Genomic DNA, 20,945 nt, shown 5'->3' on the forward strand with positions numbered 1-20,945 from the left:
TTATGTGTATCATGTTTGTATTTTTAGGCGCGGCACTTATCGGACATTATCACAATCAACCACGTTAAAATTTAATTCTATTCATTTGGAATAATAAAAAAGGGTCAGTGTGAAATTCACGCTGACCCTTTTTGTTTTTTCTGTTTAAGATTTGCGGCGACGTAACCCCATAGCCAACATACCTAAACCAAGGAGTGCGATAGCGCCAGGCTCAGAAACCACACCGTATGTTAGATTGTCATACCGTACATCAAACGAATTACCATCATTTTTAGCATTTAAAATAACTTCGCCAAAAGAGGTTGTTGCTGATGCTGTTTCAGAATACACCATAGTGCCGTTTACAAAATACTGCACTCCGTTATTCGCTGCCTTATACGCAATAGTGTTGAATTCATCTAGGTTAAAAAGCGTTAATAGGTCAACCCACGCGTTGTCCCAGATTGCTAAACCCGCGCTAGGATCGGTAACTCCCGCCCCTTGGAATTCTAGAATTGGGTAGCTAGATATGCTATTGGCAGCATCTCTGCCAACTCCCCAGAGTCCTGCAAAACGTTCACTATTGGTCCAAGCTGAATCAATAAACATATCGACAGACACATAGTTTGAGCCTGTTATGTCTAGCTTCATGCCTTGGGTATCGTAAAACGAACCGCCTCCAGTAGACGTTGAACCGTCGATACCCATAACAAGCTCGTTGCCAATAATTTGGAAACTCGCAGGTGCCGCTCGATCAACATAAAAATCTGCTAATGAATCGCCATTGTCAAAGGTCTTGGTGACTAATGTTGCATGACTAGACATGGTCATAAAAGCCGAACCTAAAACTGCTAATTTAACTAATTTAGATAAATTCATAGTACTTCCTTTTTAATTTAGATAACTGCAAATTTAGAATTTGCATGGCTAAATATGCATATTTCAAACCTAAATTTTATCTTGTTATTAAACAATGACTTAATCTTTTCATGTTATAAAGTTGTTAAAATTTTTGACGAGTAAAACCGCTTTTGGATAAATAAAAGTCACGTAAATGTGAGTGGCTTGTTTAAGAGAGTTTGTAATCGAGATTAGCTCAGCGGCAGGCAAAACCGCCATAGTGTTTTATACTAATAATGTACTAAAAATCACTGATGTTGTTGTGAACCAGTCTATTGTTTGTGTGTTTTCAAATGCAGTGGGTGAAAAGATCTAAGGAAAAAGGAAATGAAAAAGCAAAACAGATCGTCAAAAACATTAGACTCAGCCCCAGAGTTGAGTTCTTCACCTTGCGATATGGCGCGCTTTACGGATTATTTTTTTGGACAAAAGACGGCTTCCAAAAAATCCCTAAATCAAACTAAACCTGCAAGCAATTTAAAGCAAAAGTAAATCTCACATTTGTTGATGCTAATCTAACTTCACAGCTTTAGTCTTTTATTTTTCAGTACAGGTTTTGCTTAACCAATGAAACCCGTCTCAAATGTATTCCTTATTTTATCGAATTGTCATAGATTATATTTATCTTACCCCTTAAATTGAAACCAATTAGAAGCTCATATGAACTCATCTAAATTTTCCATAAGCCGTCGTCATTTGTTAACTGGCGTTGCCACTACAGCGGCTATTTCGTCATTTGGTGTTGCGGCTGAAAAACAGGCTTCTTCGTTTATTTTGCCTAAAACAACTCAAGGTTCTGCTGGCCGTTTAGCCGCTGATGAAGCATTTTGGGCTGAAGTCGCCACTTACTATGATCGAACACAGGGTATCGTTAATCTTGAGCACGGTTATTGGGGAAAAATGGCTAAGCCCGTCATTGAGGCGTACCAACGGGCAACTAAGATGGTTAATGATCAAAACTCATTTTATGCTCGTAAGCACTTTCCCAGAGATATTCGACATGCAACGAGTCGAGTGGCTCAAGCTCTGGGGGCAGAAGAGGGGGAAATTGTCTTAACTCGCAATGCCACTGAAGCCATCCATAACCTGATTCGGCAATATCAAGGTTTGAGTGCTGGAGATGCGGTGTTATTTGCAGACAGTGATTATCCTAGCTTCAAAACGACAATGAAATGGTTAGAGCAGGATCAGGGAGTGAAAAGTGTCGAAGTCATTACACCTAGTCTGGCCGACCAACAGCAATTATTGCAAGCCTACGTATCTGCCTTTGATAAACATCCAGAGATTAAATTGATGTTACTCACCCATGTGAGTAATCAACACGGTTTAGTTTTTCCAGTCGTTGAAGTTGTTAAAGAAGCGAAAAAACGGGGTATTGATGTTATTTGCGATTGCGCTCAATCGTGGGGATTAATCGACTATAAAATTAGTGATCTTGAGGTTAATTGGACCGGATTTAATTTACATAAGTGGATAGGTTCACCTGTTGGTGTAGGTGCCTTGTACATGAAAACAGGTAGCTTAAATAAAATTGCACCTTACCCTGGAGAGTCAGATCCTGATAACAGCCGAGCGTACACTCGTGTGCATACAGCCACTGCTAACTTCGCTGCATTTTTAACGGTACCGACCGCACTGGATTTTCATCAGGCCATTGGTGGCGAAAATAAACAAGCGCGACTTCACTATTTGCGAGACTTGTGGTTTACAGAAGCCCAATCCATGAGCCATATCGAAGTGTTAGGCGGAAAAGACAGTATGTCATCTACAGGGATGAGTTCATTTCGACTAAAGGGAAAAACCAGTATTGATGATGCCAATAAATTGCAGCAGCGACTGGAGAATGATTTTGGGATTTTCACGGTTATCCGTAAAGGATTAGACTCCGGTGCTTGTGTACGTATCACTCCCCAAGTATTTACCGGGGCTGATGAAATTCAACAACTCGTGGATAGTTTAAAGAAACTTGCTTAGCGTGATGAAACGAGCCAGAGTGAAGCGTTGTTTTTACTCTGGCTTTTTGTATTTATAGAAGAGTTTGAAATACTTTTTGTATCACTATGTTGCTTTGTTCAACACAAAGCTCATACCCATTGCAGTTAAAGATAACAGTGAAAGATATCACCATGCTTTGCGGGTCACTTACCAATTCTCTACAGCCCTTTAAATCACAGAATATTCATCGACAATAGACTTCACCATATTGGCATCATCAGGGGCAAACGAGGGTGAAATTATTGATTTTAATGGGTGCCTTGATAGAAAGACATTTATGGGTGTCTCGATAATTTTTGTTCAGCACAAAGCTCGTACCCATTGCAGTTAAAGATAACAGTGAAAGATATCACCATGCTTTGCGGGTCACTTACCAATTCTCTAAAGCCCTTAAAATCACAGAATCTTCATCGATAATAGATTTCAGCATACTGGCACAGGCAGGGGTAAACGAGGGTGAAATTATTGATTCTAATTGGTGTCTTGAGAGTAAGATATTTATGGGTGTCTCGATAATTTTTCCCGCTCTTATCATGGGTGTCTCAATAATTTGCTGTAGCAGGGTTATCGCTGGCTAAATTGTAAAAAACTGCTAGTTTTAGATTAAAAATAGTACAGTCAGACAATAGCCATAGCGCTAGTAAGGGCTTTGGAAACTAATTAAGGAATGATTTGTGTCCATTAATAATAATAAAAAAGAGTCTAAGGACGAAGTAAGTCAAAATGATACGCCCATAAAGTTAGTTACCGTCCATGGTACTGGGGCGGGGGATGTCACTAGTTCAGGAGATAAGTGGTGGCAACTTGGTAGTGTCTTTATGGGGGAATTGCAAAAACGCTTAGCACTGGATCCCGCCCAAGTTGAAATTGTTCCCTTTCAATGGGAAATTGGTCCTAACAGCGAAGATAAAAGGCGAGCAGCAGGATTTGCCTTGGCTGAACAATTGAAATCCTACGATGAGGCCAAGCAAGACTACTACCTCATTGGGCATAGCCATGGTGGCTCGGTTATCTATAACGCCCTTTTAAAATCAGTAGCAAATAATGCGCCTTTTGAACGGCTTAAACTGTGGTGTACAGTGGGCACGCCTTTTTTAGATTACAGACCAAACACATTTCTATTTCAACGCCTTCGAAGCATAGGTTTAACTATTTACACTACCGGCATAGTGGCTTTAGTGTTGGGTGTTTGGATCTTGCTAATGACGATGTTCAAGCCCGAGGTGAATCAAGACTTTATAACCTTAGGTTATGCAATGACTCTGTATGGGGTTATCACTTATGTTTGCCTTTGGTTATACGAAGCGCGCAAAAAAAGTTGGTTTAGTAAAAAACAAAAACAACAAGCTGAACAGCTTTATCGAAAGTCATGGTGCGGGTTATGGCATAAAGAAGATGAAGCCATTAGTGCCCTAAGTAACGTTCAAAATATTAGTGCGCCTATTATTCCAAACAGTTTTTTGATGCCCATTGTTGCCGGTTTGCAATTTGGGTTGGTTATTTTGGTTGGGTTGATATTTGCGTTCGATTTGGCCTTTAATGGCGGTGAAATGCTGACCTATTTTGTCTCAAACGAAGATGGGACAGAAGGTTTTAGTGTCGGTGGGATTACCTTTTCCATTGCATTTGAAATTTTACTTATTTGGATACCGGCTACCTGGATACTGACAAAATTATTGAGTGTTTTAGCGTTTTTATTTGGTCGGCCAATGGCGTATGTACTCAACAAAGTGATTTGGACCTCAATTCAGAAACGGGCATGGGGCGATGATTTGTTAAAAGAGGATGTGCATGCCATAAGCTCACACCCACCTCAATTTGCCCATAAATGTGACTTTTTAAATGAGGCAATAGCCGAACCTTTGCGTAAACACAGTGAAAAAAATGCCATTAAAACCTTGCACAAAGTACGTTTAGTATTAGGCATGTCTGAAAGTGCCGGGACTTCCCCTGACATTCGCACTGAGTTAAGCGATAGTCTCAATTGGCAGGAGTTAATACATACTTCCTATTTTGACGTGCCTGCATTCATCGATCTACTCGCTGACTCATTAAAGCAGGCTGGCTTAGTGAGTTCAGATAAGTAGTTTTAATGGAATTAGTCGATGACCTATTAATTTAGGTTACTTTGGTAAACCTTCAACAAAATCAATGCATTGTTGCATAGTATATATATTGTATTTATGCTTCTAAAGATTGAATTAGCGAACGATTAATTCACATTCAAAAATTAAAAATAACTAAATAAAAAGGGAAATTAAGACGTGAAATTTATCAGTGTGTTATTTGTGCTGCTGTTGCCTACTATGGTATCTGCACAATTTTCTGACCCCTCGCCATGGCCTGAAATACGTAAACAAAGAATAGCAACTTTATTACCATCAGCCTTAACAAAAGCAAATGTGGATGCTTGGTTAGTGATTTGTCGTGAGAATAATAATGACCCACTAGCGGATCACGTGGGGTGTGAAAATGCCGGGCAAACTGCCGCCTTTTTATTTTATAACCAGAATTATCAATTTCACTCGATGGCATTCTCGCCTGCAGGTGAATCCACCGCACTCAAAGATATCAATTTGCTAGATGAAGTGGTTTCAGTAGAGCGTAGCGCATCGGCGATTCAAACTGCGGCTGATTTTATCAAAGACAAAAACTTTGCCTCTATTGCAATTAATATGTCGACTAAAAATGCCCAAGCCGACGGCATTAGTTTCACTCAGTATCAACAACTTACTAAGGCATTAGGACCTAAATTTAGTCAGCGTTTAACCTCAGCTGAAGAGGTTATTTATCAATGGTTGTCAATTAAATTGCCTGCGGAAATTGAGATAATGGCGAAAGCTGCCGTGTTAACCGCCCAGTGGCAGGTAGAAGCGTATCAGCAAGTGATACCTGGGGTGACAACTGATGCAGACTTGGCTCGTTTTCTTAAAATGAAAATGCGTGAAGCGGGAGTGACAGATGGATGGGCCGCAGCGCAAAACCCAAATATCAATTCTGGACCAGACCGTGGACACTCTCATCCCACAGATAAGGTCATTATGCCTGGCGATGTGATTCAAACTGATTTTGGGATCCGCGTGTACGGACGTTGGGTAACTGATATTCAACGTTTTGCTTATGTCCTTAAAAAAGGTGAAAGCAAAGCTCCAGCTGACATACAAGGTTACTGGAAAAATGCTAAACAAGGCCAAAATGCTGCGTTTATGGCAATGAAACCGGGTGTGAGAGGAATTGATGTTGATACTGCACAACGTAAAGTGATGGAAGCGACGGGTTCTATTCCATTGATGTGGAGTACTGGACACCCAGTGGGATATGTTGCCCACGATACAGGGCCAAATTTAGGTGGTTCAAGGGCTGTGAGTGTTAGACCTGCTTCGTTACGAACCTTAGCCGAAGGCATGACCTTTGCGTTCGATGGATTTTACAGTTGGTCGCTGGAAAATGGTCAAGGAAAAAGCATTTCAGTAGAAGAAATGGTGCAAATTACCGAAGACGGCGCTGAGTATTTAATTCCACCGCAACAAGAGCTTATTCTAATTAAGTCTCAGTAGTTTCGACACTCACTTTATGCAGATGCTGCAGCGCTTGAGCGACCAGCATCTGCGAACATTCAATACAGGTGTCTAGATCAAATTCAAAGTACATTCGATAATAACGCCAACTTGAAGCACTTAAATTATGACGAATATTGGCCGCGGTTTTAACAATTTCTTTCTCATCGGTATTCGGATAAGTTTCCGTTAACAATTTAATCAACTCTTCTAACCGTGCTTTCGCAGATGTCGACAAAACACGTTGAAATAACTCACCTTTTAGTAATACCAACACTTTTCGCTGTTGATTATCAAGCTGGGTGTAAAACTGTGAGATATAGTCAGGCAACTGAGTTATCTGTGTGGGAAAATCGGGTAACTCTAATTGCCCATACAATCGCTGTGTAAGTTCATCTAAAAATGCCTCTCGGCTATCAAAGTATCTAAATATGGTGCGCTCAGAAATATTTGCACGTTGGGCAATCTTCTTAAAGCTGATTTCATCTACATCTAGCTCATCAGTCAATTCACAAGCCGCACTCAATATAAGATTGCGGGTAAACTCTAGTTTTTTTTGCTGCAATGTTGTCATTGGATATTAATGGTTTGTCATTTGTGTTGTTATCTTGACATAGGTACTGACTCCTGTCTAATATTTATACATAACAATATGTCACAAAAGGGCATTTCAGATGGAAACGAGAGCTATGATTAAACATGCAAGTGATGAGAATTGGTTAGCTGTATTGGGGATGAAACTGAAATTCTTGTGTACTGCAGACGATACTAACGGGCGTTACTCAAGTATGTTAAATACCGTCCCTAAAGGGCTAGGCGCGCCTCCCCATTCTCACCCATGGGATGAAGGCTTCTATGTTCTAAAAGGGCAAGTTGAATTGCGCTTGGATGATACAGTTTCGTTATTGAATCCAGGTGACTATGCCTTGGTACCAGCCAATCACGTGCATGGATTTAAAGGGGTATCTGATGAAGAGGGATTGTTCATTGCATTTGAGTCTCCCAGTCATTCCCATCATTTCTTCCAGGAAATTAATGATAGAGTAAAAGCGATGCCTGAGGATTTGCATAAAATGCCAGATATTGGTGAACGGCATAAAGTCACCTTTGTCTGAATGGCTCAAGCTCTATTCTTTTAGGAGTAATTTTTGGATCGCAAACAATAGATGAACAATAACGCGTTTTACATTACAATCCGCGACTTTAATTTTCACTAGTGTTGGACTCAAATGGCAGCGATTGGCATAGATTATGGCACCTCAAATTCTGAGGTGGTTTTTTTTGATGGTGAAAAACACCAATTTATTAAACTTGATCCTGATCTAGATGCAGCTAACAAAATCCGCTCTTCAGTCTTTATTTATTATGAAGACGATTTACCTTTGCCTCCGGTTGGGATTATTGAAGCAAAAGTTGCACAGATTAAACGTGCTATAAACGATCAGATTGAAAAAGCCAAACAAGGCTATTACGAGGCTTCAGATCCAAGAGAACAACGCATATATAGCGAAAAAATAGACGATTTTCGTGGTCAATTGCATAACCTACCAGCGCTGCAACGCAAGGCTATTCAACTGTTGTTAAAAGACATGACAGTGCAAGATTTATCCTTGCAACAATTGGTTGAAACAGGCAAATTCGCGTTTGGGGAAGAAGGATTTAGACGGTATTTAAAAATGCCGGATAAAGGACGTCTAATTTACTCGCCGAAGAACTTTTTAGGGGCGACTTTAATTGCCGGTCAGCAACAAGCCTTCGTGGGAATTATTGCTAAACAATTAGAGTTTTTTCGCCTGAGTGCCGAAAAGCAACTGCAAACCACAGTAGATACAGCGGTAATTGGCCGCCCGGTTAAATTCCACGGTACGCGGGGAGATGCGGGCAACAATCAAGCCATCGATATTATGACTCAAGCTGCGCAAAAAGCCGGTTTTAGCAAGGTTGAATTTCTCGAAGAGCCCATCGCTGCTGCCTATCAAATTGAACGTACCCTAGAAAAACCTACCAATGTGCTGGTGGTCGACATAGGTGGTGGTACTACTGATGTGTGTTGCATTAAATTATCTCCCCAGAAGCGAGAGAATTTGGACCGTCAACAAGATGTTCTTGCGGTCACAGGAACACGCTTGGGGGGAATGGAATGTGATAAAAACCTCATCGTAAAATCCATTGCGCCAACAATGGGGCAAGAGTTATTAACACATAGCGGTTTACCCATTCCACCAACCTATTTCTCGGATATGTGTGCTGTTGATGATATTTCCAAACTTAACCGGTTTTTCTCCGAAGACTATGGTTTGGAAATCGCACAAACCATGTCTATTACTAAAGATCCTCGACTGTTAGAACGCTTGTTGGTTGTGCAGGAGCAAAAACTCTCTGCCAGACTCGTCAACTCCTCCCGTCTAGCCAAAGAGTTGTTGTCCTCTAAAGATGAAGTGACCTTACCACTGCATTATATTGAACCAGACTACGATGTTAATATTACGCTGACTGATTTGAACCGCTCCATGCAAACTTGGATGCGTCGAGTAAAACGTTTAGTGACTCAATGTTTAGACAATAGCAGTGAGCCACCAGAAATGTTGTTTATAACCGGTGGTATGAGTTTGTCACCTATCGTTAGAAAAGAACTGCAAGAAGTGATGTTACCTCACCTACCTGTGATGCAAGGTGATGCATTTAATTCAGTATGTGAAGGGCTGGCAATACAAGCGAGTAAATTAGCTAAAACGAATTAATCTCAATGGCCACTCGTCATTTCAATAGATCAAAAACTACCGCCGGATAGCTAGTCCGGTGGCAGTTTAGCGTTGTTTATATTCGAGGTTATTTATGCTGCAATACGATGCGGTAATGGGGCTTTCCATTGCGCAATTTATCTAGCGCTTCATTAACTTGCTCAAAAGGAAAATATTCTGTTACCGGCTCAACCTTGTGAAGGGCTGCAAAATCTAACATGGTTTTAATGGTCGCAGGACTGCCAACTGGCGATGAAGAAACTGAACGTTGCCCCGCCATCAATGGGAACAAACTTAAATCTAACGGCTCTGTTGTGGCACCAACAAAATGTAAACGACCTTTAGGCGCTAGCGTAGACACATAGGCATTCCAGTTTAGTTTCACATTTACTGTGGATATTATCAGGTCAAAGGTACCTGTAGCGGCTTCCAATTCTTCATCTGAACTACTATTAAGTACCTTATGGGCACCTAGTTTAATGAGCTCGTCTTGCTCTTTACTATTTCGCGTAAAGGCGGTGACTTCGCATCCCCATGAATTTAGAAACTGCAAGGCTAAATGGCCTAGACCACCGATGCCGATTACCGCTACTTTGTCAGTGGGTTTGATGTCGAATTGCACCAATGGGTTAAATACGGTAATACCCCCGCAAAATAATGGACCTGCACTTTGTGGGTTTAACTCATCGGGTAGGGCAACAACCGCACTTGCTTGAGCGCGGACTCTATCGGCAAAACCACCGTGACGACCACCTAAGGTTAGCTCAGCAGATGAACAAAGGTTATGATCTCCCGATTGACAGGTTCTACAGGCATTGCAGTAACCCGATTGCCAGCCAAGTCCCACTCGTTGACCAACTTTTAAGGAAGTAACATTGTCACCAACGGCATTAATCACTCCAACTACTTCGTGACCTGGCACAAAAGGGTACTGAGTAAAGCCCCATTCGTTGTCTAACATGCTCAGATCGCTATGACAGATACCACAAGATTCCACGCTAATATCCACATCATCCTGTTGTAACGGACCCGGATCGTATTGAAATTTTTCTAATTTGTTTCCAGCGGCATTGGCTGCATAGGCATTAATCATTTGTATTCCTCGCATTTTTAGATTTTGGCTTAGTAGCCTTCAATGAGGTTATTCTATTGAATCGGTTGGAAGTAACAATAGATGTAAAAGAAACTCAGAGTTTCTAGTATGGAAACAATGTGCTAGGGTTGTGAAAATAGAAAAGGGCATTAGTTCCTTTAAATCGTTAACAGAGCTATAAAGACACTCACATGATAAATAATCAGATCATCGATTTAAAATTGTTACGGCACTTTGTGGTCATTGCTGAAACCCTGAGTTACACCGAAGCGGCGAATGTACTCAAGGTCACTAAGTCGAAGTTAAGTAAAGATATTGCAAAGCTGGAAGGGGAGCTTGGGAGTAAAGTTTTCGACCGTTCTTCGCGGGTGGTGCGTTTATCCGAAGCCGGCAAGATTCTATATAGTCGAGCATTGGTGTTGTTAGAAGACTCGAACCATTTGTTTAATGATATTAAAACTTTGAATAGCAGTGTGTCAGGGAAATTAAATTTGGCTGCGCCTCCGGCCTTAGGGCGAGTGTTAAGTAATTATCTTTTGCCAAACTTTCTCGCGGCTTGGCCACAGGTTAGCCTGAGCCTTAAGCTTTCCTATGAGTATGAAAATTTATTCAAAGAAGGCTTAGATTTAGCCTTTCGCATGGGCAAAAACCAACACGAAAACCTGATTCAACGGCAAATTGGTAAAGCTAATCGTGTGCTGGTGGCATCACCGGACTATATTAAAAGCCATATAATTCAGGGGGTTGAGGATTTGAAAAGTTGTAAAAGTGTGCAATTTTTTGAATCTACACAAAGTACTTGGACACTGCAAAATCGTACAAAAACCGAATATGCATCGGTTCCTGCGGCATTTCAGTGTGCTGATTTTGTTGCGGTATTAAACTGCGTGAAAAACCACTTAGGTATTGCCCAATTGCCTTGGTTTCTGGTTCGAGACGCCATTAAATCCGGTGAGCTAGTGCATGTTTTACCTGATTGGGTAAGTCCAAGTTTGCCTATTTACATGGTCTATCGGCAGGGGTTTAATAAACCCAATAAGCTTGCTGAGTTTCTAAATTATATTGATGAGCATAAAACCATGTTCGATTTAGAATTTAAGGGGTTGTCAGAGACCTGAGGTTATTGAATTAATCTAAATCGATAAATTGAGTAACGGCTTTGGCTAATGATGGGAAGGCAATTTCACTGACATCAATTTGGTTTAAACCTATCCATTGGGCTTCTAGTATTTCTGATTTTTCTAAATGTATTATTGGTTTATCGTCTAGCTCACAGACAAATACACTGTCTATAGTGTGGTAATTAATATTTTTGTATAAATATTGATTGGGAAAAGAACATAAATATTGCCATTGTTGCGGGGCAATAGATAAGCTTAATTCTTCCATTAACTCTCTGCTTAAACCTTCTTCTAGTGTTTCATGATAGTCCACAAAGCCACCGGGTAAGTCTAATTTTCCTTTACAGGGATCTTTTGCTCGAATAGTAAAAAGTAGTTGGTTTTGATATTTTATAATTCCAGCAACGCCGGCGGCGGTGTTATGAAAATACACAAAGTCACAATGACCACAACGCCAATAGCGCTGACTTTCAAAACTGATATCTGTACTTTGACATTTTGGACAATGCTTAAACATGGATAATACTTTTTATTGTGGAGTGCATAGGCTGATTATTTTACATGAAAATCCAAGAAAGTAGCCCTAAGGAGTTTTCTTGGGGATAAAAAAGTTTGAATAAAAGAACTAGGTTGGAAGGTTGTTGTGCAGACTTGTGCCTGCACAACAATAATCAGTTTATCAAGAATTGAGCTTAGGTTTTTTGATGGAATACAGTCTGAGTAAACCCACAGGCGTTAATAAAAGTAACCAATATATACTACCACCCTGACGTAATACTTCGGCTTCTAAAGCATCACAGTTATCTATGGATCCGCCAGAGATGGGTTCTAGTTTGACTGCCACGTAATGAGTAGTTTCAACCTCAGCACCATAATCATCATAAATAATTTCTCCAGATAGATTACGACTAGCCTCTGTCACTGTAGCGGTGGCAACAATAGTGTTATCGTCGTTGATGCTATGGGCTTCAACGATGTTGTAGGCACTATTGCATTCTATTAAAGTATTTATTTCGTTGAAAAGGTCATTTCTATAATCATATAAAAAAGCGCCTGTTCGACTGATGCCAGATGTGGTGTACTCAGAGTCGCCATAACCGATGATCATGTTTTGGTCATTAATATCTGTAGCATAGCTATTCGCTGAGGTATAAAAATCATCTGGATATTCGGTGACGTCGGCATCCACATCGTGAACAAAAAACTTATTCACTAGACTACCGTTTACTAGTTTTGAAGCATAACCTACCACTATATTGTCGTTATTAATTGCCGTTGCAGTACTGGAATAAACTTCTTCATCTTGGTTGATGGTACTGACTTCGTCATCTATATAAATAGCGGCAGATGTGGTGACTGTGGTGGTATCAAAGTAGTAGCCAGGGGATTCTCCTACAGCCACACCATAATCGTTAATGGCGATAGCAGTACTACTATAAATAGTTTCATCGTCACTTTCAGGTTCAATTAACATGGGTAAAACGTAAGTATCGGTAACACTGCCTCGTTCATCTACTTGCCAGATAATACCTCTGCGTTGGGCAATGGTAGAAACGCTAGTATTAAGCTCAACACTTAAACTACGTAAACATGACTCTTCTGGTACATCCCCTCGTAAATCATCATCTGCACAATCTTCCACACTTTGGGCAAACTCATCAGATACTAATTCAGTGGTTCCAAAACCAACCACTTGATTGCTGTCGTTGATATCAAACGCGTAACTTAAACCACCCGCGGTTGTTTCTGTTGGCGGTAAGGCAACCGTATCGCCATCTATGTAGGCAAACCCTCTGACATAAAACTCATTTAATACATAGGTTATATCGTCAATATCTGCATTGATATAATCGAGGGTGTAAAATCCATCATGACTGTAGCCTACAGCATAACCAAAATCGTTAATTCCCTGTGCGCTTACATAAGCGCTATTAGTATAATCGTCCGTTTCAGAGTCAAAAATATCAAAGCCATGTAGCTCTTCAGCATCTGATTCTGTGGCGATATAGGCATTTTGAGCGGAAATCTGCTGGAATAACTGATTCTCAGCAGAAGATTGAATATAACTGTAAAGGAACGCGTAGTCCTCGTCGTTAAAATCACCTACCTTTGCCGACTCAACGTCGGTTAGATAAATAGACAATGCATCGAAATCGAGTAGCGATATATCAATCGGTGGATTGTATTTATTCACAAGGTTGACGGTCACTTCACCAATACTATTTATGTCTGTGGGAGACGCACTGTCGCCCAACTCGGTAAAGGGTAACTCTATTACTTGGTATTGCGCAGCATAGACCTTAAAACCCACTAACATGGAGCAGGACAGCGCTAGTACAAGTCGGATCTTTTTCATTGAATTTCCTGTTTACTACTTTTTAGCCACGCCGCAGGCAAATTTCAGGTATGTCCTTTAGCAGGCACAATTTTGTTGTGCCTGCTTCTAGTAGGAATTTTTTATAAAATTTGCGAGCGAGGTGTTGTCAGATTACTCGTCAGATTTTTGGTTAACTAAGGTCATTTGATAACCAGAAGGCATAGATTCATTTTCTGAGAATATTAGAAACTGTTCTACGCTGTCTTCATCTAACGTCATCGTCAAGCTATCCATAATGACGTCGGTACCGTCGATAGTGGCAATGGCGAAAATATCATAGGTATTATTCAGTAAAGTAACTGAACCACTGCTGGTTTCTAATACCGATAATTTATTTTCAGCCGTTGAGATGATTTCGTCATTTAATACAAAGTAGAAAGTCACTCGACTAAAGTCATCAGAATCGGATAAGTTAACTACTTTGATTCCATGGCTATAGATACTGGAAGTGTTACTTTTGGTAATGGTTAGCGACTTTATCGTGGCTTCGTAACCATCAACAACCCCGTCACTGTCTTCATCAATGTCGTTATCTTCATCATCATCAATAGGGTCAATTTTGTTATAAATGAAAATGGTGCTGTCAGCATTTTCTTCAAGACTTAACAACGCATCACTGATATAGGTGTCTTCCGTGTAAAAATCAGTTACATCAAATCCATAGTCACCATTTGCGGTAGTGGTAGAATCACTGAACTCGCCTATGCCAAGGCCTTCAAGCAAGATTTCTGAGTCATCCCCTAATTTGACATCAATATTGATATAACCGCCATAGTTCGGCAGGTATTCACTTTCAGCCACACCATTGTAGAAACCAAAGGTGGCTTCTGAATCAACATCGTTCAACAAGGTTGCGCCGTTAGTACCAATGCTGTCGATAGCAAAAGGTGATGAACCAACCCCTATATTTTCTCTCAACACGATGACGTATTGGCTTACAGTGGTATAGGATTGATCAGTTGAAGTGTAAATAACCTCATCACTACCCGCTTCGGTGATGTAGAAAATATATTGGTCTTGATCCATTTTTATATTTTCAGACAACTCGGTATAGCTGCTGGTGTTAACAAATACTGCTTCGTTAAAGGTTTCATTATCCGCAGACATATATACGTCAACGTTTTGATAATCAGGATGAAGATTTAAGAAACGGAGATTAAACAGGTCATCGTCATCATCATCGTCGTCATCTACGACTTCAATATCAAATTTTAATACCTCTGGTTCTCTAATATCATCAATCATAGCAAGAAAGGTGATGCTATCGGAGTTGATACTGAGTTGTTCCTGATAGACCATTTCCAGATCACTACGATCGCTGCTTTCTTCATCCTGCCAGGCTAGTTCCACATAATAGCTTCCCGTATCCAACTCATTATTTGCACTGACTTCTGCAAACTCAACCGCGCTATAGGTTAGTTCAATTTCATCATCGTCATCATTATCTAAATCTTCATCTACTGTGAGGTAAACGCCAGGGGCATTGGCTGATGCATTATAGAACTTAATATAACCTGAACTATCGTCGTCACTGCCGCAGCCAGTTAATACAAATAACATTAAACCCAAACATACCCAGGGGTAATAAGTGAATTTTGGGGTTGTCTTACTGATTTTCATGGATTCTCCACATTAATTATTGTTAGGAAAAGCGAGGTGATGAACATAGATGTCATTTTTCTCACAATGGCGATTCGGACAGGGGGAGCGTTGATTTGTTCACTGATGAGAGGGGTCTTTACAGAAACTTTACGATCTAAATGGAATTGTTACGTGAGTGGGAGATAAAACCTTAAAAATGTGTAACAGCTTTATCAATCAAAAAAGTTATATGGCGTTTGAAAGCCAGCGTTATATCTAAATTTGCGTTATGTCACCAAAATACCAACCTAGCATGCAAAGCCAAGGATAGTTTTCCGCTACTTTTAGATTTGGTTTTGCTAAACATGCTTCTTATTAAACTGAAGTGTTTATCTTTTATAGGTTGCAATGCAACTTTGCCATTTCTAGATATTCCAAATTGGTGCAGGGGCAAATCAGCTTGAATAATTATTCACTATTTGCTGCATTTTTATCCTTCTGTGAACCCTTAAGTTGTCTGGGAGGTGCATAGAGTTTAGGTTTGCGTAAAATATTAAATGATTAATCACTTATTACCTTTTATTCCCCAAACCATACTTTTTAGAAACATATATCATTATAACCCCTCAAGTTTAGGACAAGCATAATTCAGTAAGGGTAATAAAATTACTCTCAAGCTTAATTATTATCCTAATTTATGCATCGTTGCATCGAAATAGTGCGACTTTCTAATTTGCATAAATGAAGTTTATTTTTGTATAAGCTTTTTTTATTAAAATAAAAAAACATTAGTTTTTCTTATCTAACAACTTAATTTTCAATAAGAATTTCTTATATGTTTCAGTATGTGAATAAAATGTTTTTATGAATCTCAAGTGCCTGAAAATATTAAATTTTTTCTGACTTATTTGGTTGTTGTTTTTGGCTGATGTAAAAAAAACTCAATAATAATTTTTTAAATCAATGTTTTAGGTATGACTTGTGCTTTTAACTTGTTGCAACTGTAACGACGTGAAAATGCATTTATGTTTTAAGTCGCAAAATAATCAGCAAATAAAAATAACTATTACATCCTTTGTACAGGAGAAGAACACATGAAAAGCCCCATTAAATCAAAAACGCATAGAGTCACTTATCTGGCTACATTGATTTCTAGCATGTTGGCAGTGAACACCGCTCTTGCTCAGGAAGCAGCTAGTGAATACGACAGTTTAAGCGAAGATGACAAATTAGAATCCATTCAAATTACAGGCTCACGGGTAGCAAGGGATGGTTATGATACGCCAGCACCCGTGACCATAATGACACAAGATGACATTAATGCTTACGCCCCAGGCAGTGTGGCGGAGTTTGTTAACACGTTACCTTCCGTTACCGGTAGTAGCACGGCGTCAACTTCATCAGGTTCATTAAGTAACGGTGCCTCTGGTATTGCGGCATTGAACTTAAGAAACTTGGGTGTCGGTCGTACCTTGGTGTTATTCGACGGTCAGCGTAACGTCGTTTCTGCATCAACAGGTCAGGTAGATACCAATACTTTCCCTCAAGCACTGATTAAAAATGTTGAAGTGGTTACCGGTGGTGCTTCTTCTGTATATGGTTCAGATGCCGTTAGTGGTGTGGTGAACTTTATTCTTGATAAAGAATATACGGGCTTTAAATCTCAAGTTGAATATGGTGAAACCACCTACAGTGATAGAGAAAATGGCAAGGTAGTACTGACCTATGGTACTGAATTGGCAGATGGTGCAGGGCACCTTTTATTAAGTGGTGAATATTACTCTGCAAATGGTATTCACTATGAGACTCGTGATTGGGCTGAACGCGGCTATGTGGGGATGATTAATCCTGATACCAGCGAAGGTTCACCTTTTTATCTAGTTGATGAAGGTATCGGTATTTCTAATTACACACCCGGTGGCATGATTGCTTCTGGTCCTTTATATGGTACTTATTTTGGTGTTGATGGCGCAGTTAATCAATTGGCATTTGGTGATGTATCAGGTCAGTGGATGCAAGGTGGCGATTATGAATATACAACGTCAGGTATGTTAGGCACCAACTCCTTAGCAGCGGATGAAGAGCGTAAAAACTTGTTTGGTCGCCTAAGTTATATGTTTGGTGAAACCGAAGTGTATTTGCAAGGTTCCTATGCGGAGTATGAAGGTTTAGGTTATTACATCAACCCTACCTCTAAAGGGGTTACAATTTATGCTGACAACGCCTACCTACCTGATGCAGTGGCTGCACAGATGGCTGATCAAGGGCTAGAAAGTTTCAGCTTAAATACCAGTAACGTAGATATGCCAGCATCGGGTGCCAATAACATACGTGATACAACGCGAATTGTATTAGGTGCTGACGGTGAATTTGAAATGGGCGGCAAGTACTTTAGTTGGGATGCCTATTATCAATACGGTAAAACCAAAACCGATGAGCATATGACACCAACCTATAATACCGCTAAATTAACGTTAGCAACCGATGCGGTTGTAGATGCGTCCACTGGCGAAGTTGTGTGTCGTTCTACACTAACCGATCCTAGTAACGGTTGTGTACCATTAAACCGTTTAGGTGTAGGTGTAGCAAGTGATGAAGCCTTGGACTATGTGTTAGGTCGTCCACGCCGTGAACAAGAGTTTATCCAAAATGTTGCTGCAATTAACTTCAGTACTGGTGATTTTGAAGGTTGGGCAGGTCCAATTTCTGTTGCTTTTGGTGCTGAGTACCGCAAAGAAGAAATGGATGGTTACGTAGAATCTCAATACGAGTCTGGTTGGAAATACGGTAACTACAAAGTTACGCAAGGTGACTATGATGTAATCGAAGGTTATGTGGAAACATTGATTCCTCTTACAGAAGACTTAGACTTCAATGGTGCCGTACGTTACACCGATTACAGTACCTCTGGTGGTGTGACGACTTGGAAAGCCGGTTTAACCTATCAACCTATTGAAGAAGCAACGTTTCGTTTAACCAAGTCACGTGATATTCGTGCACCTAACTTGAGTGAGCTTTACGCTGCAGGTACCGCCCGTAGTAACTCTGTTACTATCGATGGTGCATCAGTACCTATGATTCAAAACCTACAAGGAAACCCAAATGTAGCGCCAGAAGAAGCTGATTCTTTGGGCCTAGGTGTAATTTTGCGTCCTAGCTTCTTAGAAAATTTCTCTGCTGCAATTGATTATTACGAAGTGGAAATCGACGGCATCATTAGTTTCGTAACTGCAGATGATACCGCTGAATACTGTGTTGAGTTTGGTGTGCAAAAATACTGTGACAACATGATTTATGATGAAGCAGGCACACTACAGACCATCAACCTTTTGTATGACAACCTAAACGTGATGACGGCCAAAGGTATCGATTATGATTTAACTTATACCTTTGATTTAGCGGATGTTTTTGATGATGCACCTGGTGCTTTCAAACTTCGTTTCTTAGCTACTAACTATTTAGAAAGTATCACAGATAACGGCGTTACGGCGATCGATTCTGCTGGTGCTAACACAACCAGTACACCAGATTGGAAATACCGTGCTTCAGCCACTTATACCTTGGATGGTGTAACTGTTGATTTGACGGCTCGTGGTGTAAGTGATGGTGTGTTAAGTAATGCCTATATTGAGTGTACATCTAATTGTCCGGTAAGCACGGCTCCAAACTACACAATCAATAACAACCACGTTGATGGTGAAGTCTACTTCGATTTATATGCAGCGAAAAAAGTGAGCTTTAGTAAAGACTCAGAAGCTGAATTCTATCTATCTATTCGTAACCTCTTCGATACTGACCCTGCAGATGTTGCGTTCCCAGCATCACAAGGTTCGGAAAACCGTCCTGGATATTTAGAAACTCACCGTGGTTTGTACGACGTATTAGGTCGTCAATTCAAAGTTGGTTTCCGAGTAGAAATGTAATGAGCAAAACATTAATTAAAAAGGACAAAAGCATGTTTAAACGCAAGGTTTTAAACACCGTCATTGGGCTAACTATGACGTCAATTGTTGGGTCTGCTGCAGCCTTCGAAGATATGTCTCAAGTTGAGCGTATGGAAGCAAAAATGACCCTGATTGACGCAGTCGGTGCAAAAGCTAAGCAAGCTCAGGTCATGAACGATATGATCTTCAGCTTTGGAGAGTTAGGTTTCCAAGAGTTTGAAACCTCTGCCTATCTAACCAAAATATTAGAAGACAATGGTTTTACCGTTGAACGTGGTATTTCTGGTATTCCAACGGCGTGGATGGCGACTTGGGGAGATGGCGGACCCGTCATCGCCCTAGGCTCCGACATTGATGGCATCCCTAAGGCTTCTCAGAAGCCAGGGGTGGCTTATCATGATCCTATCGTTGAAGGTGCGCCGGGCCATGGTGAAGGCCATAACTCAGGTCAAGTGGTGAACATCCTTGCGGCATTAACCGTTAAGGAATACATGGAAAAAAATGATATCGAAGGCACCATTAAAATTTGGCCTGGTGTGGCCGAAGAGCAATTAGGGACGAAAGCATATTACGTCCGTGATGGTTATTTTAATGAAGTTGACGCGGTATTGTTTTCACACGTATCTAATAGTTTCAGCACTAGCTGGGGAGCAGGTCGAGGAAACGGTCTTGTCTCAGTACAGTATGACTTTTTCGGTGAATCAGCTCACAGTGCGGGCTCGCCTTGGCGTGGTCGAAGTGCATTAGATGCCGTTGAACTTATGAGTGTTGGGATTAACTATCGTCGCGAACACTTACGTTTATCTCAGCGTATTCACTCTATTATTGTCGACGGTGGTGATCAGCCAAATGTTGTACCTCAAAAAGCGAGTATCTGGTACTTCTTTAGAGAAACGGATTTTCCACATATAAAATCTTTGTGGGAGATTGGTGACAAAATGGCTGAAGGGGCATCTCTGATGAGTAATACCTCTTGGTCATCCACCGTATTAGGTTCAGCTTGGCCACAGCATATGAACAAAGCTATCGCTGAAGATGCTTATGAAAACATAAAGCTAGTGGGAATGCCTGAATGGTCAGCCGATGATATTGCCTTGGCTAAAGCCTTGCAAACTGAAATTGGTGTTGCACCTGAAGGTCTAAAAACTGAACTTAATCCGTTATTAGATCCACCTGATCCTGCCAAGCTAACTGGTGGGGGGTCTGACGATATTGGTGATATTTCTTGGCAAGTACCCACTATCACTTTACGTTACCCTGCCAACATTCCTAATCTACCTGGACATAACTGGTCAAATTCAGTTGCCATGGCAACCCCAATTGCCCATAAAGGCATAGTTGCTGGTGCCAAAGCGCAAGCTTTGAACCTGTTTGATCTATTGACCAACAGTGCATTGATGGATGAAGCTTGGGATTACTACAAAAATGTGCAAACAAAGGAAGATTCATATACACCTTTATTGCGTCCTCAAGATAAGCCTGCCATTCATTTAAACAAAGCAATAATGGCGACTTACAAATCTGAGTTGGAAAAGTTCTATTACGATCCAGAAAAGTACGATACCTATTTAGAACAATTAGGTATCGAATATCCAACCGTTAAAAACCCATAAAACAGGTCATTTGTTGGCAGTGGTAACGCTGCCAACTACTTTTC

General features: G+C 40.5%; 15 protein-coding genes. 9 read left to right on the forward strand and 6 right to left on the reverse strand.

Annotated elements, in window-relative coordinates; translation table 11 throughout:
• Positions 1-144: 144 nt before the first annotated feature.
• Positions 145-858, reverse strand: coding sequence for a PEP-CTERM sorting domain-containing protein (locus ABJV04_RS03585; protein ID WP_348489918.1), 714 nt, complete (start codon positions 856-858; stop codon positions 145-147).
• Positions 859-1,206: 348 nt separating this feature from the next.
• Between ABJV04_RS03585 and ABJV04_RS03590 the strand changes: the two genes are divergently transcribed.
• The 4 genes from ABJV04_RS03590 (at position 1,207) to ABJV04_RS03605 (ending at position 6,431) form a co-directional block, all read left to right on the forward strand.
• Complete coding sequence (locus ABJV04_RS03590; protein WP_348489919.1) at positions 1,207-1,371, forward strand: hypothetical protein; 165 nt, start codon at positions 1,207-1,209, stop codon at positions 1,369-1,371.
• Positions 1,372-1,539: 168 nt separating this feature from the next.
• A complete protein-coding gene (locus ABJV04_RS03595; RefSeq protein WP_348489921.1) occupies positions 1,540-2,853 on the forward strand; it encodes an aminotransferase class V-fold PLP-dependent enzyme in 1,314 nt (437 codons plus the stop codon).
• A gap of 695 nt (positions 2,854-3,548) precedes the next feature.
• Positions 3,549-4,961, forward strand: a complete 1,413-nt coding sequence (locus ABJV04_RS03600) for a hypothetical protein (RefSeq protein WP_348489922.1) — start codon at positions 3,549-3,551, stop codon at positions 4,959-4,961.
• A gap of 177 nt (positions 4,962-5,138) precedes the next feature.
• Positions 5,139-6,431 carry a M24 family metallopeptidase gene (locus ABJV04_RS03605; protein WP_348489924.1) on the forward strand — a complete coding sequence of 431 codons (1,293 nt, stop codon included), beginning with the start codon at positions 5,139-5,141 and terminating at the stop codon, positions 6,429-6,431.
• On the opposite strand, the gene ABJV04_RS03610 is transcribed toward ABJV04_RS03605, so the two are convergent.
• The gene (locus ABJV04_RS03610; RefSeq protein WP_348489926.1) at positions 6,418-7,005 is read right to left on the reverse strand and encodes a TetR/AcrR family transcriptional regulator; all 588 of its coding nucleotides are present in this window, start codon (positions 7,003-7,005) and stop codon (positions 6,418-6,420) included. The two genes, ABJV04_RS03605 and ABJV04_RS03610, sit on opposite strands and share 14 nt — an antisense overlap.
• Before the next feature lie 115 nt (positions 7,006-7,120).
• Here ABJV04_RS03610 and ABJV04_RS03615 point away from each other — a divergent pair, with 115 nt between their 5' ends.
• Positions 7,121-7,546: a cupin domain-containing protein gene (locus tag ABJV04_RS03615; RefSeq protein WP_348489928.1), complete on the forward strand. Its 426-nt coding sequence runs from the start codon at positions 7,121-7,123 to the stop codon at positions 7,544-7,546.
• A gap of 114 nt (positions 7,547-7,660) precedes the next feature.
• On the forward strand, positions 7,661-9,172 hold the full coding sequence (locus ABJV04_RS03620) for an Hsp70 family protein (protein ID WP_348489930.1): 1,512 nt from the start codon (positions 7,661-7,663) through the stop codon (positions 9,170-9,172).
• Between the two features lie 88 nt (positions 9,173-9,260).
• On the opposite strand, the gene ABJV04_RS03625 is transcribed toward ABJV04_RS03620, so the two are convergent.
• Positions 9,261-10,265, reverse strand: a complete 1,005-nt coding sequence (locus tag ABJV04_RS03625) for an NAD(P)-dependent alcohol dehydrogenase (RefSeq protein WP_348489932.1) — start codon at positions 10,263-10,265, stop codon at positions 9,261-9,263.
• 191 nt (positions 10,266-10,456) lie between these two features.
• Between ABJV04_RS03625 and ABJV04_RS03630 the strand changes: the two genes are divergently transcribed.
• Positions 10,457-11,383, forward strand: a complete 927-nt coding sequence (locus tag ABJV04_RS03630) for a LysR substrate-binding domain-containing protein (protein WP_348489934.1) — start codon at positions 10,457-10,459, stop codon at positions 11,381-11,383.
• A gap of 10 nt (positions 11,384-11,393) precedes the next feature.
• On the opposite strand, the gene ABJV04_RS03635 is transcribed toward ABJV04_RS03630, so the two are convergent.
• The 3 genes from ABJV04_RS03635 to ABJV04_RS03645 all read right to left on the reverse strand — a co-directional run bounded on the left by ABJV04_RS03635 (position 11,394) and on the right by ABJV04_RS03645 (position 15,383).
• The gene (locus ABJV04_RS03635) at positions 11,394-11,903 is read right to left on the reverse strand and encodes an NUDIX domain-containing protein (RefSeq protein ID WP_348489935.1); all 510 of its coding nucleotides are present in this window, start codon (positions 11,901-11,903) and stop codon (positions 11,394-11,396) included.
• A 162-nt stretch (positions 11,904-12,065) separates the two neighbouring features.
• Positions 12,066-13,742, reverse strand: a complete 1,677-nt coding sequence (locus ABJV04_RS03640) for a DUF3466 family protein (RefSeq protein ID WP_348489937.1) — start codon at positions 13,740-13,742, stop codon at positions 12,066-12,068.
• Positions 13,743-13,874: 132 nt separating this feature from the next.
• Complete coding sequence (locus tag ABJV04_RS03645; protein WP_348489938.1) at positions 13,875-15,383, reverse strand: DUF4397 domain-containing protein; 1,509 nt, start codon at positions 15,381-15,383, stop codon at positions 13,875-13,877.
• Positions 15,384-16,438: 1,055 nt separating this feature from the next.
• On the opposite strand from ABJV04_RS03645, the gene ABJV04_RS03650 reads away from it, so the two are divergent.
• The gene (locus ABJV04_RS03650; protein ID WP_348489940.1) at positions 16,439-19,267 is read left to right on the forward strand and encodes a TonB-dependent receptor; all 2,829 of its coding nucleotides are present in this window, start codon (positions 16,439-16,441) and stop codon (positions 19,265-19,267) included.
• Between the two features lie 32 nt (positions 19,268-19,299).
• Entirely contained in the window at positions 19,300-20,901 is a 1,602-nt protein-coding gene (locus ABJV04_RS03655; protein ID WP_348489941.1) for a peptidase dimerization domain-containing protein, read from the forward strand.
• Positions 20,902-20,945: the final 44 nt, after the last annotated feature.

It is taken from the genome of Aliiglaciecola sp. (genome assembly GCF_039982535.1).
In the GTDB taxonomy this organism is placed as follows: domain Bacteria; phylum Pseudomonadota; class Gammaproteobacteria; order Enterobacterales; family Alteromonadaceae; genus Aliiglaciecola.